Genomic DNA, 25,993 nt, shown 5'->3' on the forward strand with positions numbered 1-25,993 from the left:
CGCCCGTTTTGGGGTGAGTGTGGTACGGCGTAACCGGAGGACGCGCAACGTGGCGCAGTCCACAGCGGACCGTCGCGGATCAAGCTGTCGCGACGGCCGAACGGCCGCGACAATGCCAGTGAATGGCTTTGTCGTCTAAATGGCTTTGTCGCTTTTTGACGCCGGGTCGTTCGTGCCGCTGGACAGGCACGCTCGTTCTCCACTGCGGGGCGGTCGGTGCGCCGTTCCCGGTGAGCGGGTCGAAGAAGCACTAACCGATGGGCGAGGGGTACGCATGACCGACACCGGCCAGATCCCGGCCGAGGGGCTGCCGGAGAACGCAGGCATGGTGGAACAGCCGGGCGTTCCCGCGCACGGCGCGTACACCTACCTCTCCGAGACCACCGCCGAGGACGAAGACCTCCTGCTGCTGCCGGGCGCGCAGGGCGCCTGGGGCAACGAGGTCCCGCCGCCCGCTCCCGAGCCCGTCGTCGAGACCGTCCACGCGCCGGCGCCGCAGGAGCAGATGGCGCCGGAGCAGGTCGCGTACGAAGGTGTCGCGTACGAGGCTGCCGCGCAGGAGCCGGTTCCGCAGGAGGCCCCCGTGCCGGAGGCCGCCGTACCCGAGCCGGGTGCGCACGAGGTCCCCGTCCACGAGCCCGCTCCGCAGGAAGCCGTCGTGCACGAGCCCGGCCCGCACGAGACGGACGGGCGTGACAGCGGTTCCGTCGATCTGGGTGCCGTCCGGCATCCCGCACCGCCGCCGCCCGCGCCCGTCCCGCCGCGTCGTCCGCTGCACCTCGGCCCGCCCCTCCCCGACACCTCCGCGAGCCCGGTCCGCTCCCTCGCCGACCGTGGCCCCGCGGGCGCGCCGGTGCGGCAGCCGGGCCCGGTGGCGACCGGCCCCGAGTACTTCGACGCACCTCAACTCCGCGACCTGCCCCCGCAGGGCGCGTCCCCGTGGGGCGTCCAGCCACCGGTGAGCGCGGGGGCGCAGACAGCGGAAACGGTTGTTCCGGTTGCCGAACCGGACAGCGAACCCACGGAGCAGCCGGCTCAGCTGCAGACGCCGGTCGCGGGGGGCGGTGGCATCGCCACGGCTCTGGACGCCGGGGTCGTCGCACCCGAGCCGGGTCCGGCCGCCGCCGTCGCCGCCAGTGCCGGTACCGGAGCGGGCCTGGCTCAGGCGCCCGAGGCCGGGACCGCCTGGCAGGTGCAGGACCAGGTGTTCGCGGGGGAGCCCGCGACGCCGTTCGCCCACGTCAGCACGGAGACCTCCGGGAACGCCGGGGTCCACGAGACGGGCCAACTGCCCGAGGGCGTCCAGGCCTCGCTCGCCGGTCAGCCGCCGGAGCAGCCGGTACAGGCCCAGGTCTACGAGCAGGGCGCCGAGCCGCAGTTCGTGCCGGACGCCGGTGTCGCCGCCGAGGGCGCGGTCACTCCGGTGGCCGAGGACGTGGCGGTGAGCGGCGCGGGTCCGGTCCCCGAGGACGCTCCGGTCGTGGACGCCGGTCCGGTTCCCGAGAGCGTGCCCGTCGTGGCCGCCGCACAGGAACCGGAGCCGGAACAGGCCCCTTCGGACGCCGTACCGGTCGCCGAGGAGCCGTTCGTTTCCGAGGCCGCGGTCACTCCCGAGCAGGCTCCGCCGGTCGAGCAGGTCTTCGCCGCCGAGCAGGCTCCGCCGGTCGAGCAGGTCTTCGGAGCCGAGCAAGCCCCCGTGGTGGAGCAGGCGCACGACACCCCGCCCGTCCACGAGGTCACCCCCGCCGAAGGCACCGCCGACTTCCAGGAAGCCGCCCCGACCCAGGCCGCTCCCGCGGAGGTTGAGCCCCCCTTCACCCCCGAGCCCGCCGCCTTCGCCGAGGCCGCCCCGGTCCCGGCGGAACTGCCCGAAGCGGAAGCGGTCGTAGAAACCGAACCCGTACCGGTCGCACCGCCCGTCGTAGCCGAAGCCCCCGCCCCGGAACCGGCGGCAGAGGCGGCCCCGCTGCCCGAGCCGGAGCAACTGGTGGAACCGGAGCCGGAGTTGGTCCTCCCGTCCGAGCCGCAGGCACAGCCGGTCGCCCCCGAGGGCGTGGACTTCGTCCAGCCCCAACCGGTGGACGCGGACGCCCAGTCGGCGGGCGGGCTGCCGCCGCACCCCGACGACTCGCTGGGGCGTTTCGTGCCGGTGGAGGGCTCGGTGCCCACCACCCCGCACCTCGCGCCGACCCCGCCGCACCCGCTCACGCTCCCTCCGGAGGAGCAACTCGTCGGCGCGGAGGACGCGTTCGCCGCCGTGCCCGCACCCCGTGAGGCGGACGCCGACCTCGGACCGGAACTCGTACAGCACGCGGACGACCTGGACACCCGGGCCGCCGATCAGGAAGAAGAGAGCACGGCCGTAGTGGAAGACGTACGAGAGTCCACCGGACCGGCCGCTCCCGCCTACGACGACGCCGAGCGCGAGGCCGTGCTGAAGGTGATGCGCGAGCGCCGGGACATCCGCAACGGCTTCCGCAGCGACCCGATCCCGCACGACGTGCTGCTCCGCGTGCTGGAGGCGGCGCACACCGCGCCGTCGGTCGGGCACTCGCAGCCGTGGGATTTCGTGGTCATCCGTTCCGCCGAGACCCGCCGGAACATGCACGAACTCGCGCAGAGCCAGCGCGAGGCGTACGCCAAGTCGCTGCCCAAGGGCAGGGCGAAGCAGTTCAAGGAACTGAAGATCGAGGCCATCCTCGACACCCCGGTGAACATCGTCGTCACCGCCGACCCGACCCGCGGCGGCCGCCACACCCTCGGCCGGCACACCCAGCCGCAGATGGCGCCGTACTCCGCCGCGCTCGCCGTCGAGAACCTCTGGCTCGCCGCCCGCGCCGAGGGCCTCGGTGTCGGCTGGGTCAGCTTCTTCGACGAGCGCGAGATGGTCCGCGCTCTCGGCCTGCCGGAGCACCTGGAGGTCATCGCGTACCTCTGCGTCGGCTACGTCGACGAGTTCCCGGACGAGCCCGAGCTGATGCAGGCCGGCTGGTCCAAGCGCCGCCCGCTGTCGTGGGTCGTGCACGAGGAGACCTACGGCCGCCGCGCGCTGCCCGGCGAGGACCCGCACGACCTGCTCGCGGAGACCGTCGCCGGGATCCGCCCGCTGGACGCGAAGGCGCTCGGCGAGGCATGGGAGCGGCAGAAGCGGATGACGAAGCCGCCGGGTTCGCTCGGCATGCTGGAGATCATCTCCGCGCAGCTGTCCGGGCTCTCCCGGCAGTGCCCGCCGCCGATCCCGGAGCCCGCGGCCGTCGCGATCTTCGCGGGCGACCACGGTGTGCACGCGCAGGGCGTCACGCCCTGGCCGCAGGAGGTCACGGCCCAGATGGTCGCCAACTTCCTTGGCGGCGGGGCGGTGTGCAACGCCTTCGCGAGCCAGGTGGGCGCCGAGGTGTGCGTCGTGGACGTCGGCGTCGCGTCCGAACTCCCGGCCACGCCCGGCCTGTTGCCGCGCAAGATCCGTGCCGGTACGTCCGACATGACGACCGGTCCCGCGATGTCCCGCGAGGAGGCCAAGCAGGCCATCGAGGTGGGCATCGAGACCGCCCGCGACCTGGTGGCGGCGGGCAACAAGGCTCTGCTCACCGGTGAGATGGGCATCGCGAACACCACCGCGTCGGCGGCCCTGATCTCGGTGTTCACGGACACCGACCCCGCCGAGGTCACCGGCCGGGGCACCGGCATCAACGACGAGACCCTCGCCCGCAAGACGGAGGTCGTGCGCCGCGCGATCGACCTCCACCAGCCGGACCCGGCCGACCCCATCGGCGTCCTCGCCGCGGTCGGCGGCTTCGAACACGCGGCGATGGTCGGCCTGTTGCTCGGCGGCGCGTCCCTGCGTACGCCGGTGATCCTGGACGGCGTCAGCGCCGGCGCCGCGGCTCTCGTGGCCCGCGCGATCGCCCCCGAGGTCCTCGCGGCCTGCATCGCGGGCCACCGCAGCGCCGAACCGGGCCATGTGGCCGCCCTGAACAAGCTCGGCCTGCGCCCCCTGGTCGACCTGGACCTCCGTCTCGGCGAGGGCACGGGTGCGCTGCTGGCCCTGCCGCTGGTGCAGAGCACGGCGCGGGCGATGCACGAGGTGGCGACGTTCGACTCCGCAGGGGTGACGGAAAAGTAGGCGCCCGCAGTCGGCGATGCGGCCCAGCCGGTGGACCGGCTGGGCCGCACTGACGCCCTGCCCTTAAAATCTGCACGTCAGGGCCACCGCATGCCGTGAAAGCACGCGGGGGAGACCCGCCGCACAAGAGGAGCCGCACCCTCATGGCCGAACACCCCGCCTACCCCGTAGGCCTCCGCCTCACCGGCCGCAGGGTCGTCGTCCTCGGCGGCGGTCAGGTCGCCCAGCGCCGCCTGCCCGCGCTGATCGCGGCGGGCGCGGACATCCTCCTCGTGTCCCCGCAGGCGACCCCGTCCGTGGAGGCGATGGCGGACGCGGGCGAGATCGCCTGGGAGCGCCGCCCTTACGCGGAGGGCGACTTGGCGGACGCCTGGTACGCCCTGATCGCGACGACGGACCCGGAGGCGAACACCCGGGCCTCCGCCGAAGCCGAGGCCCACCGCGTCTGGTGCGTCCGCTCCGACGACGCCGACCAGGCCACCGCGTGGACCCCGGCGACGGGCCACAGCGAGGGCGTCACGGTCGCCGTCCTCACCACCGACGCACGCGGCCGCGACCCCCGCCACACCGCCGCCATCCGGGACGCGGTCGTGGCGGGCCTGCGCGACGGCACCCTCGTCGCCCCGCACCACCGCACCCGGACCCCGGGCGTGGCCCTGGTCGGCGGCGGCCCCGGCGACCCGGACCTCATCACGGTCCGCGGCCGCCGCCTCCTCGCCGAGGCCGACGTGGTCATCGCCGACCGGCTCGGCCCCCGTGACCTCCTCGCCGAACTCCCCCCGCACGTCGAGGTGATCGACGCGGCGAAGATCCCGTACGGCCGCTACATGGCCCAGGAGGCCATCAACAACGCCCTGATCGAACACGCCCGGCAGGGCAAGTCGGTGGTCCGCCTCAAGGGCGGCGACCCCTTCGTCTACGGCCGTGGCATGGAGGAGATCCAGGCGCTCGCGGAGGCGGGCATCCCGTGCACGGTCGTGCCCGGCATCTCCAGCTCCATCTCGGTACCGGGCGCGGCGGGCATCCCGGTCACCCATCGGGGCGTAGCACACGAGTTCACGGTGGTGAGCGGGCATGTGGCCCCTGACGACGAGCGTTCGCTGGTCGACTGGCCGTCCCTGGCCAGGCTGACCGGCACCCTCGTCGTCCTCATGGGCGTGGACAAGATCGGCAAGATCGCCGAGACCCTGATCGCGCACGGCAAGCCGGCCGACACTCCGGTCGCCCTGGTCCAGGAGGGCACGACGGCCGCCCAGCGCCGGGTGGACGCGACCCTGGCGACGGTCGGCGAGACCGTAACCACCGAGGACGTGAAGCCGCCCGCGGTGATCGTCATCGGAGCGGTGGTCACCGTAGGACCGAAGGAACGTGCGTAACCCCGGGTAACACAACCCGTTCCCAGCCGTTGGCACCACACCCAGGACAAGGCAGTATCACCCTGTGGCCGATCTCATCACCGTTGAGGATCCCGACGACCCGCGCCTGCGTGATTACACGGGCCTGACCGACGTAGAGCTGCGCCGCAAGCGCGAACCGGCCGAGGGCCTGTTCATCGCCGAGGGCGAGAAGGTCATCAGACGGGCCAAGGACGCCGGCTACGAGATGCGGTCGATGCTGCTCTCCGCGAAGTGGGTCGACGTCATGCGCGACGTCATCGACGAACTCCCCGCACCCGTCTACGCGGTGAGCCCCGAACTGGCCGAACGCGTCACGGGCTACCACGTCCACAGAGGCGCCCTGGCCTCCATGCAACGCAAACCGCTCCCCACGGCGGACGAACTCCTCCAGACCACGCGCAGGGTCGTGGTCATGGAGTCGGTGAACGACCACACCAACATCGGCGCGATCTTCCGCTCGGCGGCGGCGTTGGGCATGGACGCGGTCCTGCTGTCCCCGGACTGCGCGGACCCCCTGTACCGCCGCAGCGTGAAGGTCTCGATGGGCGCGGTCTTCTCCGTCCCCTACGCCCGCCTGGACAGCTGGCCCAAGGGCTTGGAGTCGGTCCGAGAGGCAGGTTTCACGCTCCTGGCCCTAACCCCCGACGAGAAGGCGAAGAGCCTGGACGAGGCGGCTCCCCACCGCATGGCCAGAGTGGCCCTGATGCTGGGAGCGGAGGGCGACGGCCTGTCCACCCAGGCCCTGGTGGCGGCCGACGAATGGGTCCGCATCCCCATGGCCCACGGCGTCGACTCCCTCAACGTGGGCGCCGCGGCCGCGGTCGCCTTCTACGCGGTGGCCACTGGCCGCCCCGAACTCTAGGAGCCCGCTTGGCCCAGCGCGAGGCGATCGTCGCCGTACTCCGACGCGCGGACCGCGTCCTCGTCATCCGCCGCGGCCCCGACTCGTCCCGCTCGGGCTACTGGGCCCCGCTCAGCGGCAAACTCGAACCGGGTGAGAGCCAGGAAGAGGCCCTGGTCAGAGAGGTCCACGAGGAGGTGGGCCTCGCGGTCTCCCCCCTGAACAAGGTCTGGGAGTCCCAGGCGGACGACGGCCGCTTCCGCCTCCACTGGTGGACCGCCACCGAAACAGGCAACGGCACGATCGTCCCCGACCCGGGCGAGGTCTCCGAGGTGCGGTGGGTGACACCGGCGGAGTTCCTGACGATGACCCCGCACTTCGAGGCGGACCGGGAGTTCTTCGAGCGGGTTTTGCCGGGGTTGTAGGTGGGGCGGCTGTTCAGTGGGGGGTCCCGACTCCGGTCTGTCCGGCGCTCACTTGCCCGTAGGGGTCCCGGCTGGGGCCCGCGTCACTCAGCCCGTCCGGCGTTTGAGGACGAGGCCCTTTCGGGGCCGTTGGGGGTCTGGGGGCGGAGCCCCCAGGCGGGGGAGAAGGGGCGGCAGCCCCTGGAGGATGGGACGGGTAGGGGCGGCGGGGGCGAAATCAGCCCTCGCTACTCGCTGGACCCGCCCGAATCGCGACTGTCCGCCCCCACAACACTCCCGTGCCCCACAGGCCCAAGCCCATGAGCCGGCCCCGAACACCCCTGAGCCACCGCAATCCCCAACGCGACCAGCAAGGTCACCACAACAAACACGAACAGCCGCTGCCGCAGCAGCCGCGGATTCGCAGGCCGCCGCCCGGTCCCCGTCGTCCGCGGCCCAGAACGCCCCGCCCCACTACGAGGCCCAGGCCGACTCCCCCCACCGGAACGCGTCGTGTTCCGCCCCGCAGGAGTCGCCCGAGGCTGCCCCGGCCGAGACGGCACCCCACCCCCACGCGACGGACTACCACCACCCCGGGACGACGGAGCCGCACCCCGCGGCGCCGGAGTCCCCTGCGCACTCTGCGGATGCTGCGGACGCCGCCCACCCTGCGTCCGCTGCTGCTCCGGATAACTGTCGGCAAGCCGCCCGGTAGGCCGATCCGCCTCGGCAGCCCGAGGCGAAGGCGGCCGCACATCAGCCATCCCCTGCGCCTCACGCGCCGCGATCTCCTTGAGCCGCAAGGACAGCTGAAGCGTGCTGGGCCGCTCCTCGGGATCCTTGGCGAGGCACGCGCGGACCAGCGGCGCGAGCGCGTCCGGCACCCCGTGCAGCTGCGCCTCCTCGTGCACCACGCGGTACAGCATGACCTCGGAACTACCGTGCCCGAAGGGCGAGTCGGAGGTCGAGGCGTAGGCGAGCGTGGCCCCAAGCGAGAACACGTCGGTGGCCGGAGTGACGGCAGCCCCCCGCACCTGCTCGGGCGCGAGGAACCCCGGCGAACCCACCGCCGTACCGACGTGCGTGAGCGTCGACGCCCCGGTCGCCCAGGCGATACCGAAGTCGATGATCCGCGGACCCTTGGGGGAGAGAAGGATGTTCGACGGCTTGAGATCCCGGTGGACGACCCCGGCCTCATGCACGGCCACAAGCCCCTCGGACAGGGCGGCCCCGATGGCGGCGACCTCGGCCGCACCGAGCGCACCTTCGTCGGCGACCTTGTCGTGAAGCGACGGCCCGGGCACGTACTGCGTGGCGAACCACGGCCGATCGGCGTCAAGATCCGCGGCGACCAGCCGGGCGGTGCATCCACCACGAATCCGCCGAGCCGCCGACACCTCGCGCGCGAACCGCGAACGGAACTCCTGGTCCTCCGCCAGATCCGGCCGGATGACCTTCAGCGCGACCCGTTGTCCCTTGCGGTCGGAGCCCAGATAGACGACACCCATTCCGCCCGCGCCGAGCCGTCTGTGAAGCCTGAACGAGCCGACGACGCGCGGGTCCTCGCGCCTCAGGCGCATCATCGCCATGTTCATCCCCGCTGCCCGGTCCGTGTGACGAGCGACAGCTTACGTTTCCACGGGCGCCCGCGCGCAAAGGCCGCGCCCTCTCGGACCGACGGATTGTCAGTGCCGGGTGGGAAACTTGAAGAGTGGTCAGAGGCGTTGCGAGCAGCAGGACTTCACATCACCTCGGACCCCAACCAACCATCACAGAAGGGGGATTGAGCGCGTGAAGGGTGATCGCGTCGAGATAGTGGTGGACGCCGGCGACACAACACGGACGTACGAGGTGGTGGCGAGCAGGGCGGGCCGCCGGGTGGAGACGGCGGTGCGCAGAGGGGTGGTGGAAGTGAGCGAAGTCACCCGCAGCGGCTCCGTCGTGCGTACGGCCCGGTTCATGGCGACCAGGGTCCTCGCCCTGGTCGAGCAGCCGGTCCCGCGCGAGGACAGCTCAGAGAAAGCGGGGCACACCGGACTCCCCCTCCGGGAAGACCCCGAGACCTAGGACCCGGTCTCCACCCAGGGGAGTAGTTCGCAGGTCATCGCTCATCCTCCGGGAGGCCCGCCAATCGGTACGAGGGCATGACGACCCGCACCCGCCGCACGCATAGATTTGAAGTCAAGCGGCGGGTGCAGCACTCGTCCCCCGAGGTCAGACACCCGCCGCTGCCAAAGCAAAGACAACAGAGTTTGGTCAACGGAGCACGGTCAGGAGAGGGACCATGGCCCATACGGCACCGCGGGCATTGATCCGCACAGAGGGACGCAAGGCGTACAACGCGGCGTTCCGCACCCGCCGCACGGGCCGTCGCCACCCACTGGTGGCGACCTTGATGGCACTTCCCCTGGCGGTCCTGCTCCTCGTCGTCTTCGACGGCTGGGAGACCGTGGCCACACAAGCGTCGTCCGTGGGAGTGATGCTGGGGCGCTGAGCGGCGACCCCAGGCCCGGAAGAGCGGTCCGGGCGGGGACATCCACCCATGAAACCCCGTGGGGACGGGGGTGCGGCGGACGGCAAAAAAAGCCGGCGCAGCTGGGGAGCTGCGCCGGCTTTGCTTTGCCCGAAAACAATTCCGGGCACGCGCGGAACGCCCCAGCAGGTACAGCCCTCCCGGGCCCAGCAGCGAGAGCGCCCTCAGCCGGAGCGCCCCAAAGGGGCGCGGGGAACTGCGCGACCAGCCCCCACCGGACCCGCACCGAACCCCTCGCGCAACCCGGCCGACCCCCGAATCCCCATTGCGTACCCTCCCGACGAGACCCGCACAACCCCGGGGGACCCCATGACCACCCACCACCTGCTACCCGCCCTGGCGGCCAGCGCCAGATCCACCGCCCACACCCAAACCCCCACCTGCCCCTGCGGAACCACCACCACCCTCACCGACCGCCCCGACGGCACAGTCGTCCGCCACGAATTCACGGTCGCGAAGGCCCACGCCCCCAACACAGACCCCACTCACCTCACGGCCCGCCTCACCACAGCCGCAAAACTCCCCACCCTGCTCCTGCCCCCACTCACCCCCACCCCCCTCACCCTCCACGCCCGCCTGGTGACGTGCTGGCCCTACGGCACCCCCGTAGACCCGGACGACCCGGACGCCGCCCCCTGGGAAGCCGCAGCCACCCTCCTGGCCCACCTGCACCGAACACCACCCCCCACCCCCCTCCCGCCCATGCGAGGCCCCCTGAAGGCACTCCGGGCGATCACCAGGCTCCGCGAGGCCGGCCCCCACCCCGCCACCACCCCCGTCCTGCACGCCTGGGCACGCCTCCCCGCCTGGGCTCGCGCAGAGGAACCCCAGCCCGACACCACCACCCTCTGCCACGGCGACCTGCACCTGGGCCAGCTGGTCCGCCACCCCGCCCCCGACGGCCCGTGGCTCCTGATCGACGTCGACGACATGGGCGTAGGCGTCCCCGCCTGGGACCTCGCCCGCCCGGCCGCCTGGTACGCCTGCGGCCTGCTCCCGCCGGACGAATGGGCCCGCTTCCTGAACGCCTACCGCACGGCGGGCGGCCCGGCCGTCCCCGCGACCGACGACCCCTGGCCCGCCCTGGACGTCCCGGCCCGCACCCTCACCGTGCAGACCGCCGCCCTCGCCGTCGTCAAGGCGGTCGCGGCGGACCGCCCGCTGGACGAGGTGGAGCTGGCGGTCGTGGACGCGTGTGACCGAATGGGTTCCGTACCACCCGAGTTGGCGCCCGGATTCGCGAAGTAGGGTGCAACCGACCGGGGTCGGACGGAGTCTGTCCTGGGGAAACACCAAGATGTACCGACGGGCGAGGAGTTGAGCCGAGCATGCAGTGTCCGAAGTGCCATGCGCCGATGCACACGTACAACCGCAACGGTGTCCAGATCGAACAGTGCAGCAACTGCCGGGGGATCTTCCTCGACTACGGCGAGCTGGAGGCGCTGACCCGCGTGGAGTCCCAGTGGCAGCAGCCCGCCCCGCCACCCCCGGGCCCGCAGGGCTACCCCGCCCCGTCCGCGCCCGCCTGGGGCGCCCCGCACGGCGGCGGTCACGGCGGTGGCCACTACGGCGGTCACGGCGGCCACCACCGCCACAAGAGCTTCGGCCACATGCTGTTCTCCAGCTGACCGGCACACGAAGAAGCCCCCGGACGCGGAGAGCGCCGGGGGCTTCGGTGTGTGGACGATACTGGGATTGAACCAGTGACCTCTTCCGTGTCAGGGAAGCGCTCTCCCGCTGAGCTAATCGTCCTCGGGACCACGATCCGCGGATCATGGGCGGTGCGTGCGCGATACTGGGATTGAACCAGTGACCTCTTCCGTGTCAGGGAAGCGCTCTCCCGCTGAGCTAATCGCGCGGGGATCCTTGCGGACCAAGTCCTTGCGGACCAGTGGACGATACTGGGATTGAACCAGTGACCTCTTCCGTGTCAGGGAAGCGCTCTCCCGCTGAGCTAATCGTCCTTGGAGGTGGAGACGGGATTTGAACCCGTGTAGACGGCTTTGCAGGCCGTTGCCTCGCCTCTCGGCCACTCCACCAGGAGTGCGGGGGTTCGGGAAGATCCCCCACTTTCCTGCGAGCGGACGACCAGGTTCGAACTGGCGACCTCAACCTTGGCAAGGTTGCGCTCTACCAACTGAGCTACGTCCGCTTGTCGTTTCCGCTCGGCTTGCGCGTCGCGGCGACGAGTTGAACTCTAGCGGATTCCGGGGCCAGCACAAAAACGCGTTTGTGCAGCGTGCTGGCCTGCGACTACGGGAACACATGGTCAGGGCAGCCGCGGGGACACGGCCGGGCAACCTGTGAGACACCCGACTTAGACTCGACGGCGTGTTCCGCCTCGCCCCTCTCGCCCGTTTCGGCGGCCGTGTCGCCACCGGTCTCCTCGATGTCACCCGCGACCCCGCGGCCCTGGAGTCCACCGGCTTCTGGGCGGTCGCTGCCGACTTCGAGGGCCGTCTGACCTGCGCCCGCTTCCGTGACGTACGCGAGGAACCGGTCCCGGCCCCCGTCCCCGGCGCCTGGCAAGGACCCGCGACCGACGCCTGGATCTCCTCCCTCGACCGTGCCGCCTACACCGCGGGCGTCCGCCGCATCCGGGAGCACATAGCGGCCGGCGAGGTCTACCAGGCCAACCTGTGCCGCGTCCTGTCGGCACCGGTCGCCTCCGACGCGGATGTCGACGCCCTCACCGCCCTGCTCGCGCGCGGCAACCCGGCGCCGTACGCAGGAACGATCCGGCTGCCCGACCACGGCGTGGAGATAGCCACCGCCTCGCCCGAACTCTTCCTGCGCCGCACCGGGCGGGTCGTCGAGTCGGGGCCGATCAAGGGCACCGGGCGGACCGAGGCGGATCTGCTGGAGAAGGACTTCGCCGAGAACGTGATGATCGTGGACCTGGTCCGCAACGACCTCGGCCGCGTGTGCGCGACGGGGACCGTGAGCGTGCCGGACCTGTGTGTCGTGGAGAAGCACCCGGGTCTCGTCCACCTGGTGTCCACGGTCCGGGGCGAGTTGCCCGCGCACACCGGGTGGCCGGAACTTCTGGCCTCCGCGTTTCCGCCCGGGAGTGTCACGGGAGCCCCCAAGTCCAGTGCCCTGCGCATCATCGACGCCCTGGAGACCGCGCCCCGGGGGCCCTACTGCGGAGGCGTCGGCTGGGTCGACGCGGACCGTGGCGTCGGCGAACTGGCCGTAGGGATCCGGACGTTCTGGGTCGACCGCGCGGACGGCATGCTGCGGTTCGGCACCGGCGCGGGCATCACCTGGGGTTCGGACCCCGAGGGGGAGTGGCGGGAGACCGAGCTGAAGGCGTCACGGCTGCTCGCGGTAGCGTCGGGCGCGTACGAGGTGAGCGGAGGGGCTCTTTCATGAAGATCTGGCTCGACGGCGGGCTGCAGGACAGCGAGGCCGCCCGTGTCTCCGTCTTCGACCACGGGCTGACCGTGGGCGACGGCATTTTCGAGACGGTGAAGACGACGGACGGGAAGACGTTCGCGCTGACCCGTCATCTCGACCGGCTGACCCGCTCCGCGCGCGGCCTCGGGCTGCCCGACCCCGACCTGGACGAGGTCCGCCGCGGCTGCGCGGCCGTCCTCGCCGCCAACCCGCTGCCGCTCGGCCGCCTCCGCATCACGTACACCGGCGGCCATGGCCCGCTCGGCTCCGACCGCGGCGAACACGGCCCGACCCTCGTGATCGCCCTCGGCGAGGCCAACCGCCGCCCCGACTCCACGGCCGTCGTCACGGTCCCCTGGACCCGCAACGAACGCGGCGCCCTCACCGGCCTCAAGACCACGTCGTACGCCGAGAACGTCGTCGCCCTCGCCCGAGCCCACCAACACGGCGCGTCCGAGGCCCTGTTCGCCAACACGGTCGGCCAACTCTGCGAAGGCACGGGGTCGAACGTCTTCGTCGTCCTCGACGGCGAGATCCACACCCCGCCGGTCGGCTCCGGCTGTCTCGCGGGCATCACCCGCGCCCTGACCGTCGAATGGACCGGCGCCAAGGAGACCGACCTCCCGCTCGACGTCCTGGAACACGCCGACGAGGTATTCCTCACGTCCTCCCTGCGGGACGTCCAGGCCGTCCACCAGGTCGACGAACGCCAACTCCCGGGCGCGGCAGGCCCGGTGACCGCCAAGGCGATGCGCGTCTTCGAGGAGCGGTCGGGCGACGACCTTGATCCGTAGGCGCCCTTAATGGGCTGACCTGGGGGTCGGGTCCGGGTAGAACTCCCTTGATGACTACGACCCTGCGGCCGACCGAGCCGCTTCAGCAGGAGGCCGACGGGACCCGTTCGCGCCGCTATCAGGTGTGTGTGAACAGCCGTCCCGTCGGCGCGATACACCTCGGCACGAGTCCCGTCTTCGGCGATGCGGTGGCCCAGATCCGGGACCTGGGCATCGAGGAGCCGGACCGCCGGCGCGGCCGGGGCACGGTGGCCGCGCTCGCCGCCGAGGAGGTGGCGCGGGGCTGGGGCTGCCGGCGGATCGAGGCGTCCGTGCCCGCGGCGGCGGAGACAGCGCTCAGGATGGCGACCACCCTCGGCTACGTCGTCCGCAACCGCCACATGGAGAAGCCCCTCGGCGACACCGCGCCCGAACTGCCCGCGGGGAGCCGGAGCCGGCCCATGACCCAGGAGGAGTACGGCCCGTGGCTGGCCCACGGGACGGAGGACTTCATCCTGGACTGGACCGAGCGCGGGGTACCCGAGGCCGAGGCCCGGACCAAGGCGCTGCAGGGCAACGCCGAAATGCTGCCCGACGGATTCACCACCCCGGACATGCTCTTCAGCGTCCTGGAGCACGAGGGCACCCGGGTGGGCACCCTCTGGACAGGCCCCCGCGACGGCAAGGCCTTCGTCTACGACGTCGAGGCCGACGCGCGCCATCGGGGCAAGGGCCACGGCCGCACCCTGATGCTCCTGGCCGAGGCGCAGGGCGTCGCCGCAGGTCTGCCGACCATCCGGCTGAACGTCTTCGCGGGCAACACCCCGGCCGAGCGGCTCTACGAGTCACTCGGCTACGAGACGGTCACCTACCACCTGTACAAGAGCCTGCTCTGACGCTCAGCCCGCGGCTCACCCGCCCCGCGGCTCACTCTCCTCCGGCTTCGGCGAGCAGCCGGTCGGCGATCTCCTCGATGCGGGCACGCAGTCCGTCCTGGCTCTTGCCGCCGTCGAGACGTTCGCCGCCGATGACGTACGTCGGGGTGCCGGTCACGCCGATGGCCTTGCCCTCGGCCTGGTCGGCGTCGACGATCAGGATGTGCCGGCCGTCGATCAGCGCGGTGTCGAACTCCTCGGCGTCCAGCCCGAGTTCGGCGGCCACCTCGACCAGGAAGGGTTCTCCCTTACGGTCCAGCTCCCCGACCCGCCCGAGCACGGCCTCGATGTAGTCCCAGCCCCGCCCCTGCTCCACGGCCTCCTCGGCGGCCTGCGCCGCGGCGAACGCGTGCTTGTGCTTCTCCAACGGGAAGTGCCGCAACCGCACCTCCAGCCGGTCGCCGTAGCGGGCCCGCAGGGCGCGTACGTCGTCCAGGGCGGTGTCGCAGTCCGGGCACTGGAGCTCACACCAGACGTCGAGGACGGGGGTGCGCACGGAGGGGAGGTCACTCATGCGACCAGTCTCCCAGCCCCGGCACCACGTCCCCAACCGGGATCACTGGGCGCACGCGGAGGACACCGTCCGGGCGCCGACGGGGCTCACACGCACGACACCGACCACCCCCTACGGCCCGCACCCGTACACCACCGACCGACACCTGCGGAGGATGCGACCCGGAGATGTCCCTGATGTCCGACCAAGGCATGGCCTCCCGGGGACCCGACGGTGCAGGATGGAAGAGACGAAGCACGACCTGCCCGCTAGGGACGCTCCGACCGACGGGACGCGCGCCTGATCGACCGGGACGTGCCTGCCCGACCGGGACTTCTCGATCGGCGGGGACGCTCCGGCTGAGTGGGACGCGCGCCTGACCGACTGGCACGTGTCCAGCCGGCCGGGGTGTGCCTGGCCGATTGGGACCTCTTGATTGGCGGGGACGCTCTGGCTGAGTGGGACGCGCGCCTGACTGACTGGCACGTGTCCAGCCGGCCGGGGTGTGCCTGGCCGACCGGGACCTCTCGATCGGCGGGGACGCTCCGGCTGAGTGGGACGCGCGCCTGACCGACTGGCACGTGTCCAGCCGGCCGGGGTGTGCCTGGCCGATTGGGACCTCTCGATCGGCAGGGACGGCCCGGCTGAGCGGGACGCGCGCCTGACCGACTGGCACGTGTCCAGCCGACCGGGGTGTGCCTGGCCGATTGGGACGCCTCGATCACGGGGACGCTCCGACCGAGCGGGACTTGCCTGACTGGTCGGGATGTGCCGGGCCGGCCGGGGTGTCTCGATCGTGGGGATGCTCCGACCGGATGGGGCTTGCCTGACCGGTCGGGACGTGCCGGGTCGGCCGGGATGTCTCGATCGGCGGGAACGCTCCGACGGAACAGGGCGCGCTTGACCGACCGGGACGTGCCTGCCCGATGGGGACGGCCCGGCTGACCAGGACGCTCCTGGTCGTTGGGGGCGTGCCCGCCCGACGGGGACACCCTGACGGACCGGAGCGCGCCCGATCGACCGGGACGTGCCCAATCGACCGGAACACGCCGGACAGCCCGGCCCGCCCCGACCGACCGGACCGTGTCGGCCGACAGGGACGCCCCGACCGACCGGACCGACCGGACCGACCGGACCGTCTCGACCGACCGAGACGCCCCCGACCGGTACCCGCACAACCGAAGCCCGCCCGACCTGAGCGTGCTTCATCGAGGATCTGCCCGACGGACCTGCCTGGAGGACCGGATGATTGCCGAGACCGTCTGTTCCGCCGTCTCCGCGGCAGGCCTGGGCATCGCGGCCGTCACGGCGTATCGGAAGCGTTTTCTCTCCGCCGCCCGTATCGCCGCGTACTCGCTGGTGCCCGTCGGCCTGGTGATGACCGGGGTCGTCGGCTGGGTGGCCGACACCGCGTTCAGCCCCACGGCCTGGGCGGGCTTCGTTCTCCTGGGCGGCGCCTGGCTGCTCTTCATGGGCACCCGCGCCGTGGAGCGCCGCCGCGGCGGCACCCGTAAGGAGCGCAGGGCCGCCCGTGACTCCGCGCAGCCGGACGCGGTGGCCCCGGCGGCCTCCGCGCCCTCCCTGGGTCCGGCCAAGCGCCCCGCGACCCGGCCGGCCGCGGCGCCCCGCGCGCAGAGCGGGGACGACTTCAGCGACATCGAGGCGATCCTCAAGAAGCACGGCATATGACGCCCGGACCGGACCGGGACTGAAACGACACAGAGTGAGCCCGCTCCGCCGGTAAGCGTTCAGGACTCGACGCAACCCGAAACGGACAACACGGAATTCCGCGAACTCCCTCTCTTTTCGGGCGTGTTGATCGCGTAGCGGGTCTCCGCTGCGTCATCATCGCGGCGAGATGCTGGACACGACACAGAGCGACGCCGCGCCGCCGAAGGACGAGCCGCGCGGGTGCCTTTTCGCCCTTTCCCAGCCACCGCTGATGATCTTCCTAGCGGTGATCGGGTGTCTGCTGCTCATGGCCTCGCTGCACGACCTGCTGATGCTGTGAGCCGTACTCGTGGTCCCCGACGTCACCCGTCGGGGGCCGCGACCTCATCGAGATACCGAGACGGAACCAAGAACCAAAAACGAGAACCGAGCAGCGGGAAGCGAGTGACGCCGGCGTCGGGTGTCAGCCCGCCGCCTCCTTGCGCCGTGCCCGGTACGCGGCCACATGCAGACGGTTCCCGCAGGTCCGGCTGTCGCAGTAGCGGCGCGACCGGTTCCGGGAGAGATCGACGAAGGCGCGCCGGCAGTCGGGAGCCTCGCAGCGACGCAGCCGCTCCTGCTCACCGGCGACCACGAAGAACGCGAGCGCCATCCCGCAGTCCGCGGCGAGATGGTCGGCGACCGAGGCGCCGGGCGCGAAGTAGTGGACATGCCAGTCGTAACCGTCGTGGTCCGTGAGCCGGGGCGTGGTGCCCGCGGCGGCGATCAGGTCGTTGATCAGTCCGGCGGCGGCCCGGGGGTCCGGGGCCGAGAAGACCGAGGCGAACCGCCCGCGGATCTTGCGCACGGCGGAGAGGTCGAACTCCGACAGCACCCCGACATCGCTGATCTCGTGGTTTCGTACGAAATCCGCGAGCAGCGCGACATCCTGCAGTCCGTCCGGCGCCGCGGCGTCCTCCGGTGCGGTGTTCACCAGATCGACCACGGTGTCGAGGGCGCACCGGGTGTCGTGGGTGATCAGCACGTTTCGCTCCCTGGCCTGGGGGTCGGGCGGGCGCCCGCCGATGCTGGCCGATGGTAGTGGCTTCCCGGACGGCCGCCCCCTGTCTCTGAGAACGGGACCGTGCCCCGCGCGGTTCCCGGGATCACGGAGAGTCGTGCGAGCGGGGCCGACGCGCACCGTCGCCGCCCCCGCGACGAATCGCGGCGACGGCGCCGGTGTGTGCCCTATGCGGTTGTCTAAGCCCGAGCCGTCTCCCCGAGTTCGGACGGCGCCGGGCGGCTTGGTGGGACCTCGCGCTAGCTCTCCGCCAGGATGTGCGACAGCTCCTGATCCAGGTCGAAGTGCCGGTGCTCCGTGCCGGGTGGCACGGCGGCGTCCGTCCGCTTGAGGAAGGACTCCAGAGCCCGCGCGGGAGCCTCCAGCAGGGCTTCGCCCTCGGGAGAGCTCAGCGCGATGCAGACGACGCCCTGACCGTGACTACGGGATGGCCAGACTCGGACGTCGCCGGTACCGGTGGGCCGGTGGAGGCCCTCCGCGAGAAGGTCGCGGGCGAACACCCACTCGACGGTCTCCTCGGCTCCGGTGTGGAAGGTGGCGTGCACGGCGTAGGGGTCGGCCGTGTCGTACCGCAGGCCTGCGGGGACAGGCAGGGATGACTCGCTCGACACAACGAGGCGCAGGTGCAGCTCGCAGCTGACCGTGGTGTTCATAAGCGCCAGGGCCTTTCGCTCAGTGTGCGCTCGGGGATTCGCACGTCGGCGAAATCGACATGCCACCTACGGTGCCGTTGTAAACCCCTCTGAGTGTTTTGCGTGCCTTTACGTAACTCTTCCGGCCGAGAGCTCGATCGCTCCGCGGGGCCATTCCGGTGACTGGTTTCCCTCGGGTAGGGTTTGTCCGTATGAATACGGGGAGTGACGAGCCGGGTGAGGTCGCCGTGGCGTCCGACGGGGCGAGCGACGAGACGCGGGCGGACGGGGCGCGGGACGAGCAGGGGCTCGGTTCCAAGGCGCCGGAGTTCATCAAGGCGCGCCGCGCGCTGCATGTGAGCTGGCAGGTCGGCGTCTTCGTCGTGGGCCTCGCGGTCGTGGTCGCCGGCATCATCATGCTGCCGCTGCCGGGACCCGGCTGGGTCGTGATCTTCGGCGGCATGGCGATCTGGGCGACGGAGTTCGTCTGGGCCCAGCTGGTGCTCCGCTGGACCAAACGCAAGGTCACCGAGGCGGCACAGCGCGCGCTCGACCCCGCCGTGCGCCGCCGGAACATCGTCCTGACCTCGATCGGCCTGGTGATCGTGGCCGCCCTGGTCGGCGTCTACGTGTGGAAGTTCGGCGTCGTGATGCCCTGGAAGATCAAGGACCAGTGAGCCGGTGAGGGCGTGCGGGTGGCTTCCCGCGCTGGTCGGGGCACCCGCTGACATGGGGTAATGTTCTCCGTGCGCCCGGGCGATTAGCTCAGTGGGAGAGCGCTTCGTTCACACCGAAGAGGTCACTGGTTCGAACCCAGTATCGCCCACCCGGACCGACGGCCCGCCTGTGATCCACAGGCGGGCCGTCGGCGTTGGTGCCCCGCACACCGTGTGGTCAACTCCCCGTCGCCCAGGCGTTTTTCGGCCGCCCGGCACCTGAGTGCCGCAGACCGCTTTCTGTTCGGCGGACCGATCGCGCGCGCCTCACCTGCGGTGTCCGTCCGGTCACCCGCGCCACAGGCTCGCCGGCGCCGCCGTAGGCCTCGGTCAGGCCGGGAGAAATTCCTGTCCGAATCATTGACGCACCCCGAGGGCCTCCGTACCTTGTGCCAGCAAGCGCTTACTTGAAACGATTCATGCAGGTGGCAACGATGCTACGGGGAGGGCCCATCATGGGAACCGGCACGAATGTGGAGAGGCGTACGGTCCTCAAGGCGGCGGGGGTCTCGGCGGTCACGCTGGGGCTGGCCGCGACGGGGTGCGGTGGGAACGACGGCACCGCCGCGGACGGGACGGTGACGATCCGTTACTCGTGGTGGGGTGCCGAGGAGCGGGCGAAAAAGATCAATCAGTCCATCGCGCTCTTCGAGAAGAAGTATCCGAAGATCAAGGTGAAGACGGACTTTCAGGACTATCCCTCTTTCTGGGAGAAGTTCCAGACGCAGGCCGCGGGCGGAAATCCGCCGGACGTATTCCAGAACGCCGTCGGATTTCTTCGGAAGTACGACAAGAGAGGCGTCCTGCTCGATCTCCGATCACAGATCGACGCGGGGAATCTGAGCCTCGATCACTTCCGCACGGGCGTCACGAAGGTGGGCGAGGTCGACGGCAAACAGCTCGGAATTCCGGTCGGTTCGAACACCATGGCGCTGGTCATCGACAAGAAGGTCTACGAGAGAGCCGGCGTCGACCCCACGGCGGGCTGGACCTGGGACGAGTACTTCAAGGCCCTCAAGACGATCCACGACAAGACCCAAGTCCCCGGGGACACCGGCTACTTCAGCATCATGTACCTGTACGACCTCTACCTCCGCCAGAACGGCAAGGCCTTCTTCACCAAGGACGGCCTGGGTTTCGAGGAGTCGGATCTGACGGAGTGGTGGACGGACGGGTACGGCCGCGTGAAGGCCGGGATCGTCACCTCCCCGAAGGTCGTCGCCCAGGACACCCCCAAGTCCTCTCTCTCGGCCGGGCACGGCGCCTCGGAATTCACCTGGGACAACTTCACCGTCCGCTACTCCGCCGAGGGCAGCAGCACCTACGGCCTCGCCCCGATCCCCACCACTGACGGCAAGGACACCGGCCAGTACCTCGGGTCCCTGATGCTCAGCGGCTCGGCACACACCAGGCACCCCAAGGAAGTCGCCCAGTTCATCGACTTCATGGTCCACGACCCCTCGGTCGGCAAGATCATGGGCTACGACCGGGGCATCCTGGCGACCACCGACCAGTACGACGCGTTCAAGCCGACCGACGCCGTACAGAAGGAGATCGCCCAGTACGAGGTGGACACCGCCAAGGCCGGTGTCCTCGGGACGATCACCCCGCACCCGTCCGGCGCCGACACCGCCGAGTCCGCCTTCCTGCGCATCGGCGGGGACATGGCGCTGGGCAAGACCAAGGTCGCCGACGCGGTCAAGCAGTTCTTCTCCGAGGCGCAGGCCGCCTTCTCCGCCTGATGGGAACCGCCGTGACGCTCGTCAAGGACGCTCCGCCCGACGCCCGGCCGACCCGCCCCACCGCCCCCGCCGACCTGAAGCGGCGGGGGCGCCGGGAGAACCTCGCCGGCTACCTCTTCATGTCCCCGTGGATCGCCGGCTTCCTGCTGCTGACCGCCGGTCCCATGGTCGCCTCCCTCTACTTCGCGTTCACCGACTACAACCTCTTCGACAGCCCGAAGTGGATCGGCTTCGACAACTTCACCCGGATGTTCGACGACCCCCGGTGGCAGAAGTCCGTCGAGGTGACGGCCAAGTACGTCGTCATCGGCACCCCGCTGAAACTGCTCCTCGCCCTCGGCGTCGCCATGCTGCTCGCCCAGAGCCGCCGCGGCCAGGCCCTCTACCGGGCCGCCTTCTACGCCCCCTCGCTCATCGGCGCGAGCGTCTCGATCGGCTTCGTCTGGCGGTCGCTGTTCTCCGACGGCGCCGTCGTGGACCGTACGCAGTCGCTCTTCGGCTCCCATGTCGGCGGCTGGGTCGGGGACCCCGACTGGATCCTCTACTCCCTGGTCGCGCTCACCGTCTGGCAGTTCGGCGCGCCGATGGTCATCTTCCTCGCCGGGCTCAAGCAGGTCCCGAGGGAGCTGTACGAGGCCGCCGCGATGGACGGGGCCGGGCCCTTCCGCCGGTTCTGGAACATCACGCTGCCGATGATCTCCCCGGTGCTGTTCTTCAACGTGCTGCTGGAGACCATCCACTCCTTCCAGATCTTCGGCTCGGCGTACGTCGTCTCCAACTCCCAGTGCGGACCGGCCGACGCCACGCTCGTCTACACCTGTTACCTCTACCAACAGGGCTTCAAGAACGCCCAGATGGGCTTCGCGTCCGCGATGGCGTGGATGCTGCTGCTCGCCGTGGCGCTCGTGACGGCCGTCCTCTTCTGGTCGCAGAAGAAGTGGGTGCACTACGAGGAGGACGCCCGATGAGTGCTACGACTGCCCCGAAGTCCCCGGGGCTGGGGCGCAAGCGCACCGGCTCGCTCGTCTGGCACGTCGGCGCGCTGGCCGTCCTCGCCGTCGTCCTCTACCCGGTGCTCTGGGTCATCGGCGCCTCGTTCAAGCCGAGCAAGGACGTCATCAACAGTCTGCAGCTCTTCCCAGGCCACCCGATCCTCGGCAACTTCAAGGGCCTGGCCAAGGGCATCGCCGACATCTCGATCTGGACGTTCTTCCAGAACTCCCTTTTCTACGCCCTCGGTTCGGTCGTCGGCATCCTCGTCTCCTGCTCCCTGACGGCCTACGCCTTCGCCCGCATCCGGTTCGCGGGCCGCAACCTGCTCTTCTCACTGATGATCGGCACGCTCCTGCTGCCGTACCACGTGCTGCTGATCCCGCAGTACGTGATGTTCCAGAAGCTCCAACTGGTCAACACCTACGTCCCGTTGCTGCTCGGCAAGTACCTGGCGACCGAGGCCTTCTTCGTCTTCCTCATGGTGCAGTTCATGCGGAACCTGCCGAAGGAACTGGACGAGGCCGCCCGGCTCGACGGCTGCGGACATCTGCGGATCTACTGGTCGATCGTGCTGCCGCTGTGCCGGCCCGCGCTCATCACCAGCGCGATCTTCACCTTCATCAACGCCTGGAACGACTTCATGGGCCCGCTGATCTACCTCAACGAGCCCGGCAAATACACCGTTTCGCTGGGTCTGATGATGTTCCGCGACTCCGACGGCGTGGCCGCGAACTACGGCGGCATGATCGCCATGTCACTGGTCGCGCTGCTGCCGGTGCTGCTGTTCTTCCTCGCCTTCCAGCGCTATCTGATCGACGGCATGGCGACCTCCGGACTGAAGGGCTGAGCCGGTGGTCGAAGCACGCGTGAAGGCACGCGGGGAGTCGGTCCTCGCCGAGCGGTTCGGGGTCTTCGCCGAATGTCTGCTCACCGGGGTGTGGATCGCCGTCGCCTCGGCGGGAGTTGTCACCTACCCTGCCGCGTTCGCCGCCGGGGCGCGGCACTTGAGGCGACGTACCGGCCATGTGGGCGGCGGCTGGCGGGAGTTCGTCGCGGACTTCCGTACGGCCGTGCGCGGCGGGTGGGTCGTCGGGGTCGCCGGGTGGGGCGCGGCGGCCGCCGTCTGGGTGGACGTCCAGGCCGTGCGCGCCGGGCTGCCCGGTGGGCAACTCGTGGGCGCCGTAGGGGTGTTCGCGCTGCTCGGGACCGTCGTCGCCGGGTTGCGCGCGGCGGCGGTCTGGGTGCCGGGGGACAGCTGGCGGGCGCTGCTCGGCGCGGCCGGGCGGCGTACGGTCCTCGACCCGGCCGGTTCCTTCCTGCTCGTCGGCGGGCTGGTCCTCGTCGGCTGTTCCGCCCTGTTCATCGCGCCGTTGGCGGTGCCCGTGCTCGGAGCCGTCACCGCCGCGGCCGTCGCCGTGGAGGAGCGGTACCGGCACCGCTGACGGACGAGGTCGGCGCGGCTGCCCGGAGCGCCGTACCGCGATCTGTCATGCCCCTGACCACCTGTACATGACGAACGTTTCCCGCACGGAAAGGAAAGCCATGTCTCCCATTCCCCGCAGGTCCCTGCTCAAGGCGGCGGCTGTCGCCGGAGCCGCCGCGCAGTTCAGCTGGGTGCTAGGAGCGAAGGACGCCCAGGCCGCGCCCGGAACCGCGGCGGCCGACGGCGACCCGGTGACGCTCGACTGGCTGGAGGACGGCGGGCTCGGCGCCGCACCCGGTTCGACGGTCGGCGTGCCGTGGCCGATGGGCACCTACCAGGAGGGCCAGGCCTTCGCGGTGACGGACGCCGGGGGCGCGGCCGTGCCGGTGCAGTCCTGGCCGATCGCCTACTGGCCCGACGGCTCGCTCAAGTGGACGGCGCACGCGGTGAGTTCGGGCTCCGGCAAGCTCACCCTCACCGCCGGGGACACCGCCGCTCCCGGCAAGAAGGTCACCGTCGACAAGCGCGGCGGCACCATCGACGTGTCGACCGGGGTCATCACCGCGAGGATCGGCAAGAACGGCTCCACCCTCATCAAGTCGGTCACCCGGGGCTCCACCGAGATCGCCAGGAACGGCCGGCTCGTGCTCATCCGGCAGCCCGAGATCGAGGACGAGGACCAGGGGACGGTGAAGACCGAGCGCTTCGACGGGACGATCGGCGAGGTCACCGTCGAACAGGACGGCCCGGTCAGGGCGGTGGTCCGCATCGACGGCAAACACCGCAAGGGCGGCCGGAGTTGGCTGCCGTTCTCGATCCGCCTCTACTTCTACGCGGGCGCCGACTCCTTCCGCATGGTCCACACGATCACCTTCGACGGCACGGTCGAACCGGGCAAGGCGAGCGGCGACTTCATCCGTGGCCTCGGCGTCCGCTTCACCGTGCCGATGCGCGACCAGGCCTACGACCGCCACATCCGCATCGGCGGCGAGGGAACCGGCCTGCTGCGCGAGGCGGTTCAGGGGATCACCGGCCTGCGCCGCGACCCGGGCGCGACCGTCCAGGCCGCCCAGTACGCAGGGCAGAAGCTCGCCGACCCGTCCACCTGGGACCAGCGCGTCACGAGCCGCCTGCAGTACATCCCGAAGTGGGGCGACTACACCCTCTCCCAGCTCTCCGCCGACGGCTTCACCCTCCGCAAGCGCACCACCAAGGGCTACGGCTGGATCCCCGCCGGCGGCGGTGGACACGCCTCCGGGTTCGGGTACGTCGGCGGGGCGAGCGGCGGATTTTCCTTCGGGCTGCGGGACTTCTGGGAGAAGTTCCCCGCGCAGCTCGACATCCGCGACGCCCACACCGACGAGGCCGAGGTCACCCTCTGGCTCTGGTCGCCCGAGGCCCAGCCGATGGACCTGCGCTTCTACCACGACGGCATGGGCCAGGACACCTACGCCAAACAGCTCGAAGGCCTGGAGATCACCTACGAGGACTACGAACCCGAGTTCGGCACCCCGTACGGCATCGCCCGCACCTCCGAACTCCTCTTCTGGGCCAACGAGTCGACCCCGTCGGCGGAAGCACTCGCCCAACAGGTGGACGCCGTACGGGTGTTGCCCCAACTCGCGGCCCCACCCGCACAGTTGATCAAGTCCAAGGTCTTCGGCCCCGGCCTCTACTCCGAACCCGACCGCTCCACCACCGCCAAGGCGAAGATCGAGGACCACCTCGACTTCCTCTTCACCTACTACAAGGACCAGGTGGCGCAACGCCGTTGGTACGGCTTCTGGGACTACGGCGACTTCATGCACTCGTACGACACCGTGCGCCACCAGTGGCGGTACGACATCGGCGGCTACGCCTGGGACAACTCCGAGCTGTCGCCGGACATCTGGCTCTGGTTCGCGTACATCCGCTCGGGCCGCGCGGACATCTTCCGCTTCGCCGAGGCGCTCACCCGGCACACCGGCGAGGTCGACGTCTACCACCTCGGCGAATGGGCGGGCCTCGGCACCCGGCACGGCGTCCAGCACTACGCCGACAGCGCCAAGCAGCAGCGCATCGCCAACACCACCTACCGGCGCTACTACTACTTCCTCACCGCCGACGAACGCGTCGGCGACCTCATGGCCGCCAACGTCGACTCCGACGAGACCTTCCTCGTCCTCGACCCCATCCGCAAGATCCGCACCGAGCCGTACACCCCCGACCGGCACGCCCTGTCGATCGGCTTCGGTACCGACTGGAGCGGCCTGGTCTCGGCGTGGCTGACCGAGTGGGAACGCAAGGGCCCCAAGTGGGAGAAGGCCAAGGCGCGCGTCCTGTCGACGATGGAGACGATCGCCGCCCAGCCCAACGGATTTGTGCAGGGCAGCGGTCTCTACGACCTCGACACCGGCAAATTCGCCGTGGCCACCGCGCCCGTCGTCTCCGTCTCGCACCTCTCGGCCGTCTTCGGCCTCAACGAGCTGTGCGCGGAGCTGATTCACCTGGTCGACATGCCCAAGTTCAAGGAGGTGTACATGGATTACTGCCGCTACTTCAATGCCTCGAAGACCGAACAGGCGGCCCGCTACGGCGCCAACTTCGGCACCCTGCTGCTCTTCCAGGGCCACTCACGCCTCGACGCCTACGCCGCGGTCCAACTCGACGACGCGACCCTCGCCAAGCGCGCGTGGACGAAGTTCTACGGCTCGGACGGCTATACGGAGTCCTCGCCGTGGAAGACGGAGCCGCTGACCGGCCCCGTCACCCTCGTCCCGGGCGGCGAGGCCGCGTGGGTGTCCTCGAACGACACGGCGCTCTACGGCCTCGCCGCCATCGAGAACCTGGCCCTGCTCGGCGACAAGATGCCCTAGCCC

23 protein-coding genes and 6 tRNA genes are annotated in these 25,993 nt (G+C 70.6%); 20 read left to right on the forward strand and 9 right to left on the reverse strand.

What is annotated here, in order from left to right:
- Nucleotides 1–274 precede the first annotated feature (274 nt).
- The 4 genes from cobT to OHT77_RS36115 all read left to right on the forward strand — a co-directional run bounded on the left by cobT (nt 275) and on the right by OHT77_RS36115 (nt 6,786).
- Nucleotides 275–4,123, forward strand: a complete 3,849-nt coding sequence (gene cobT / locus OHT77_RS36100) for a nicotinate-nucleotide--dimethylbenzimidazole phosphoribosyltransferase (RefSeq protein WP_328832573.1) — start codon at nt 275–277, stop codon at nt 4,121–4,123.
- Between the two features lie 143 nt (nt 4,124–4,266).
- Nucleotides 4,267–5,499 (forward strand): uroporphyrinogen-III C-methyltransferase, encoded by a 1,233-nt coding sequence (gene cobA, locus OHT77_RS36105; protein WP_328832574.1) that lies wholly within the window; start codon nt 4,267–4,269, stop codon nt 5,497–5,499.
- Between the two features lie 64 nt (nt 5,500–5,563).
- Nucleotides 5,564–6,382, forward strand: coding sequence for a TrmH family RNA methyltransferase (locus OHT77_RS36110; protein WP_266767008.1), 819 nt, complete (start codon nt 5,564–5,566; stop codon nt 6,380–6,382).
- Nucleotides 6,383–6,390: 8 nt separating this feature from the next.
- The gene (locus OHT77_RS36115) at nt 6,391–6,786 is read left to right on the forward strand and encodes an NUDIX hydrolase (RefSeq protein WP_328832575.1); all 396 of its coding nucleotides are present in this window, start codon (nt 6,391–6,393) and stop codon (nt 6,784–6,786) included.
- Nucleotides 6,787–7,013: 227 nt separating this feature from the next.
- Here the strand turns inward: OHT77_RS36115 and OHT77_RS36120 are convergent, their stop codons facing one another.
- On the reverse strand, nt 7,014–8,360 hold the full coding sequence (locus OHT77_RS36120) for a serine/threonine-protein kinase (protein WP_328832577.1): 1,347 nt from the start codon (nt 8,358–8,360) through the stop codon (nt 7,014–7,016).
- Between the two features lie 196 nt (nt 8,361–8,556).
- Between OHT77_RS36120 and OHT77_RS36125 the strand changes: the two genes are divergently transcribed.
- From OHT77_RS36125 to OHT77_RS36140, 4 genes are all read left to right on the forward strand, one after another.
- Nucleotides 8,557–8,832 (forward strand): hypothetical protein, encoded by a 276-nt coding sequence (locus tag OHT77_RS36125; protein ID WP_033282228.1) that lies wholly within the window; start codon nt 8,557–8,559, stop codon nt 8,830–8,832.
- Nucleotides 8,833–9,049: 217 nt separating this feature from the next.
- Nucleotides 9,050–9,259: a hypothetical protein gene (locus tag OHT77_RS36130; RefSeq protein WP_033282229.1), complete on the forward strand. Its 210-nt coding sequence runs from the start codon at nt 9,050–9,052 to the stop codon at nt 9,257–9,259.
- Nucleotides 9,260–9,607: 348 nt separating this feature from the next.
- Nucleotides 9,608–10,546: a phosphotransferase family protein gene (locus OHT77_RS36135; protein WP_328832578.1), complete on the forward strand. Its 939-nt coding sequence runs from the start codon at nt 9,608–9,610 to the stop codon at nt 10,544–10,546.
- Between the two features lie 80 nt (nt 10,547–10,626).
- Nucleotides 10,627–10,926 carry a TFIIB-type zinc ribbon-containing protein gene (locus tag OHT77_RS36140; protein ID WP_266767004.1) on the forward strand — a complete coding sequence of 100 codons (300 nt, stop codon included), beginning with the start codon at nt 10,627–10,629 and terminating at the stop codon, nt 10,924–10,926.
- Nucleotides 10,927–10,978: 52 nt separating this feature from the next.
- Here OHT77_RS36140 and OHT77_RS36145 read toward each other — a convergent pair.
- From OHT77_RS36145 to OHT77_RS36165, 5 genes are all read right to left on the reverse strand, one after another.
- Nucleotides 10,979–11,050 (reverse strand) — tRNA-Val (locus tag OHT77_RS36145).
- Between the two features lie 34 nt (nt 11,051–11,084).
- Nucleotides 11,085–11,156 (reverse strand) — tRNA-Val (locus tag OHT77_RS36150).
- Nucleotides 11,157–11,190: 34 nt separating this feature from the next.
- Nucleotides 11,191–11,262, reverse strand: a tRNA-Val gene (locus tag OHT77_RS36155).
- Nucleotide 11,263: 1 nt separating this feature from the next.
- Nucleotides 11,264–11,337 (reverse strand) — tRNA-Cys (locus OHT77_RS36160).
- Between the two features lie 40 nt (nt 11,338–11,377).
- Nucleotides 11,378–11,450, reverse strand: a tRNA-Gly gene (locus OHT77_RS36165).
- A gap of 179 nt (nt 11,451–11,629) precedes the next feature.
- Between OHT77_RS36165 and OHT77_RS36170 the strand changes: the two genes are divergently transcribed.
- From OHT77_RS36170 to OHT77_RS36180, 3 genes are read left to right on the forward strand one after another with little or no spacing between them, the layout of a single operon-like run.
- Complete coding sequence (locus tag OHT77_RS36170) at nt 11,630–12,673, forward strand: chorismate-binding protein (protein ID WP_328832579.1); 1,044 nt, start codon at nt 11,630–11,632, stop codon at nt 12,671–12,673.
- Nucleotides 12,670–13,491, forward strand: coding sequence for an aminotransferase class IV (locus OHT77_RS36175; RefSeq protein WP_328832580.1), 822 nt, complete (start codon nt 12,670–12,672; stop codon nt 13,489–13,491). Before OHT77_RS36170 ends, OHT77_RS36175 begins: the two co-directional genes overlap by 4 nt.
- 50 nt (nt 13,492–13,541) lie before the next feature.
- Nucleotides 13,542–14,366, forward strand: coding sequence for a GNAT family N-acetyltransferase (locus OHT77_RS36180; protein ID WP_328832581.1), 825 nt, complete (start codon nt 13,542–13,544; stop codon nt 14,364–14,366).
- Between the two features lie 31 nt (nt 14,367–14,397).
- On the opposite strand, the gene OHT77_RS36185 is transcribed toward OHT77_RS36180, so the two are convergent.
- Entirely contained in the window at nt 14,398–14,919 is a 522-nt protein-coding gene (locus OHT77_RS36185) for a DsbA family protein (protein WP_328832582.1), read from the reverse strand.
- A gap of 1,224 nt (nt 14,920–16,143) precedes the next feature.
- Here OHT77_RS36185 and OHT77_RS36190 point away from each other — a divergent pair.
- Complete coding sequence (locus OHT77_RS36190) at nt 16,144–16,587, forward strand: hypothetical protein (protein WP_328832583.1); 444 nt, start codon at nt 16,144–16,146, stop codon at nt 16,585–16,587.
- A gap of 169 nt (nt 16,588–16,756) precedes the next feature.
- Nucleotides 16,757–16,909: a hypothetical protein gene (locus OHT77_RS36195; protein WP_019059824.1), complete on the forward strand. Its 153-nt coding sequence runs from the start codon at nt 16,757–16,759 to the stop codon at nt 16,907–16,909.
- Nucleotides 16,910–17,032: 123 nt separating this feature from the next.
- On the opposite strand, the gene OHT77_RS36200 is transcribed toward OHT77_RS36195, so the two are convergent.
- Nucleotides 17,033–17,593 carry a CGNR zinc finger domain-containing protein gene (locus OHT77_RS36200; RefSeq protein ID WP_328832584.1) on the reverse strand — a complete coding sequence of 187 codons (561 nt, stop codon included), beginning with the start codon at nt 17,591–17,593 and terminating at the stop codon, nt 17,033–17,035.
- 275 nt (nt 17,594–17,868) lie between these two features.
- A complete protein-coding gene (locus OHT77_RS36205) occupies nt 17,869–18,282 on the reverse strand; it encodes an SsgA family sporulation/cell division regulator (RefSeq protein ID WP_004002642.1) in 414 nt (137 codons plus the stop codon).
- 191 nt (nt 18,283–18,473) lie between these two features.
- On the opposite strand from OHT77_RS36205, the gene OHT77_RS36210 reads away from it, so the two are divergent.
- The 7 genes from OHT77_RS36210 (at nt 18,474) to OHT77_RS36240 (ending at nt 25,990) form a co-directional block, all read left to right on the forward strand.
- Entirely contained in the window at nt 18,474–18,938 is a 465-nt protein-coding gene (locus tag OHT77_RS36210; protein WP_328832585.1) for a TIGR02611 family protein, read from the forward strand.
- A gap of 77 nt (nt 18,939–19,015) precedes the next feature.
- Nucleotides 19,016–19,087: transfer RNA gene (locus OHT77_RS36215), tRNA-Val, on the forward strand.
- Between the two features lie 345 nt (nt 19,088–19,432).
- On the forward strand, nt 19,433–20,719 hold the full coding sequence (locus tag OHT77_RS36220; RefSeq protein ID WP_328832586.1) for an ABC transporter substrate-binding protein: 1,287 nt from the start codon (nt 19,433–19,435) through the stop codon (nt 20,717–20,719).
- A complete protein-coding gene (locus OHT77_RS36225) occupies nt 20,719–21,687 on the forward strand; it encodes a carbohydrate ABC transporter permease (protein WP_328832587.1) in 969 nt (322 codons plus the stop codon). The genes OHT77_RS36220 and OHT77_RS36225 overlap by 1 nt, the downstream gene beginning before the upstream one ends.
- A complete protein-coding gene (locus tag OHT77_RS36230; protein ID WP_328832588.1) occupies nt 21,684–22,559 on the forward strand; it encodes a carbohydrate ABC transporter permease in 876 nt (291 codons plus the stop codon). The genes OHT77_RS36225 and OHT77_RS36230 overlap by 4 nt, the downstream gene beginning before the upstream one ends.
- A 4-nt stretch (nt 22,560–22,563) precedes the next feature.
- Nucleotides 22,564–23,154: a hypothetical protein gene (locus tag OHT77_RS36235; RefSeq protein WP_328832589.1), complete on the forward strand. Its 591-nt coding sequence runs from the start codon at nt 22,564–22,566 to the stop codon at nt 23,152–23,154.
- A gap of 100 nt (nt 23,155–23,254) precedes the next feature.
- Nucleotides 23,255–25,990, forward strand: a complete 2,736-nt coding sequence (locus OHT77_RS36240; RefSeq protein ID WP_328832590.1) for an exo-rhamnogalacturonan lyase family protein — start codon at nt 23,255–23,257, stop codon at nt 25,988–25,990.
- Nucleotides 25,991–25,993: the final 3 nt, after the last annotated feature.

It is taken from the genome of Streptomyces sp. NBC_00252 (genome assembly GCF_036187565.1).
GTDB lineage: Bacteria > Actinomycetota > Actinomycetes > Streptomycetales > Streptomycetaceae > Streptomyces.

What these genes read in the sequence shown, in the direction of transcription:
- cobT (WP_328832573.1), top strand. Translation starts at nt 275, where the DNA reads ATGACCGACACCGGCCAGATCCCGGCCGAGGGGCTGCCGGAGAACGCA.
- cobA (WP_328832574.1), top strand. Translation starts at nt 4,267, where the DNA reads ATGGCCGAACACCCCGCCTACCCCGTAGGCCTCCGCCTCACCGGCCGC.
- OHT77_RS36120 (WP_328832577.1), bottom strand. Translation starts at nt 8,360, where the DNA reads ATGAACATGGCGATGATGCGCCTGAGGCGCGAGGACCCGCGCGTCGTC.
- OHT77_RS36130 (WP_033282229.1), top strand. Translation starts at nt 9,050, where the DNA reads ATGGCCCATACGGCACCGCGGGCATTGATCCGCACAGAGGGACGCAAG.
- OHT77_RS36135 (WP_328832578.1), top strand. Translation starts at nt 9,608, where the DNA reads ATGACCACCCACCACCTGCTACCCGCCCTGGCGGCCAGCGCCAGATCC.
- OHT77_RS36140 (WP_266767004.1), top strand. Translation starts at nt 10,627, where the DNA reads ATGCAGTGTCCGAAGTGCCATGCGCCGATGCACACGTACAACCGCAAC.
- OHT77_RS36175 (WP_328832580.1), top strand. Translation starts at nt 12,670, where the DNA reads ATGAAGATCTGGCTCGACGGCGGGCTGCAGGACAGCGAGGCCGCCCGT.
- OHT77_RS36180 (WP_328832581.1), top strand. Translation starts at nt 13,542, where the DNA reads ATGACTACGACCCTGCGGCCGACCGAGCCGCTTCAGCAGGAGGCCGAC.
- OHT77_RS36185 (WP_328832582.1), bottom strand. Translation starts at nt 14,919, where the DNA reads ATGAGTGACCTCCCCTCCGTGCGCACCCCCGTCCTCGACGTCTGGTGT.
- OHT77_RS36190 (WP_328832583.1), top strand. Translation starts at nt 16,144, where the DNA reads ATGATTGCCGAGACCGTCTGTTCCGCCGTCTCCGCGGCAGGCCTGGGC.
- OHT77_RS36195 (WP_019059824.1), top strand. Translation starts at nt 16,757, where the DNA reads ATGCTGGACACGACACAGAGCGACGCCGCGCCGCCGAAGGACGAGCCG.
- OHT77_RS36205 (WP_004002642.1), bottom strand. Translation starts at nt 18,282, where the DNA reads ATGAACACCACGGTCAGCTGCGAGCTGCACCTGCGCCTCGTTGTGTCG.
- OHT77_RS36210 (WP_328832585.1), top strand. Translation starts at nt 18,474, where the DNA reads ATGAATACGGGGAGTGACGAGCCGGGTGAGGTCGCCGTGGCGTCCGAC.
- OHT77_RS36220 (WP_328832586.1), top strand. Translation starts at nt 19,433, where the DNA reads ATGGGAACCGGCACGAATGTGGAGAGGCGTACGGTCCTCAAGGCGGCG.
- OHT77_RS36225 (WP_328832587.1), top strand. Translation starts at nt 20,719, where the DNA reads ATGGGAACCGCCGTGACGCTCGTCAAGGACGCTCCGCCCGACGCCCGG.
- OHT77_RS36230 (WP_328832588.1), top strand. Translation starts at nt 21,684, where the DNA reads ATGAGTGCTACGACTGCCCCGAAGTCCCCGGGGCTGGGGCGCAAGCGC.
- OHT77_RS36240 (WP_328832590.1), top strand. Translation starts at nt 23,255, where the DNA reads ATGTCTCCCATTCCCCGCAGGTCCCTGCTCAAGGCGGCGGCTGTCGCC.